1 protein-coding gene is annotated in these 945 nt (G+C 65.1%); it reads left to right on the top strand.

Annotation, left to right across the window (positions count from 1 at the left end; genetic code table 11):
- On the top strand, window positions 1–945 hold a 945-nt coding region (locus tag GHO41_RS29355), incomplete at both ends, for a penicillin-binding transpeptidase domain-containing protein (RefSeq protein ID WP_256678894.1).

Here is a 945-nt window from a genome sequence, read left to right as displayed (position 1 = left end):
GCCCGCCGCTGATCCGCACCACCCTGGACGCCAACCTGCAACGCCGCCTCGAAGACTTGCTGCTGGGCTGGCGGGCACGACTGCCCGAGCACACCTCGGCGGCGATCCTGGTGGTTGAAACAGAGAGCATGGCCGTGCGCGCGTACCTCGGCTCTGTAGACATCAACGATGCGCGGCGCTTTGGCCATGTCGACATGATCAGCGCCTTGCGTTCACCGGGCTCGACCCTCAAGCCTTTTTTGTACGGCATGGCGATGGATGCCGGGCTGATTCATTCCGAGTCGCTGCTGCAAGACGTGCCGCGGCGTTACGGTGATTACCGTCCGGGCAATTTCTCGATGGGTTTTAGCGGGCCGGTGTCGGCCAGTTCGGCGTTGGCGTTGTCGCTTAACTTGCCAGCGGCGCAACTGCTTGAGGCCTACGGGCCGAAACGTTTTGCGGCCGACCTGCGCAACGGCGGCGTGCCGTTGAGTTTGCCTGCGCTGGCAGAGCCCAATCTGGCGTTGATTCTGGGCGGGGCTGGCAGCCGTCTGGAAGATCTGGTCAGCGGTTACAGCGCGCTGGCGCGGGGTGGCAAAAGCGCCAATCTGCGCCTGCAACCGCAGGATGAACTGGTCGAGCGGCGCATGCTGTCGCCGGGTTCAGCGTGGATCATCCGTCGCATCTTGAGTGGCCAGGCACGGCCGGATCGCGACCCGACCGCCGAGTTGGTACAGCGCCCCAGCCTGGCGTGGAAAACCGGTACCAGTTATGGCTTTCGCGATGCGCTGGCCATTGGTGTAGGGCCGCGCTATTTGATCGGTGTGTGGATCGGTCGCCCGGACGGTACGCCGGTGCCGGGGCAGTTTGGTCTGGCTTCGGCGGCGCCGCTGATGCTGCAAGTGCACGATGTGCTGAGCAACCGCGACAGCCAGCGCGGCATCGTCGCGCCGGTGCAGCCAGTGC

The organism is Pseudomonas sp. FSL R10-0399 (assembly GCF_009600165.1).
GTDB classification, from domain to species: domain Bacteria; phylum Pseudomonadota; class Gammaproteobacteria; order Pseudomonadales; family Pseudomonadaceae; genus Aquipseudomonas; species Aquipseudomonas helleri.
The sequence above is the reverse complement of the archived record's forward strand: the minus strand, read 5'-3'. Positions and strand labels throughout refer to the sequence as shown.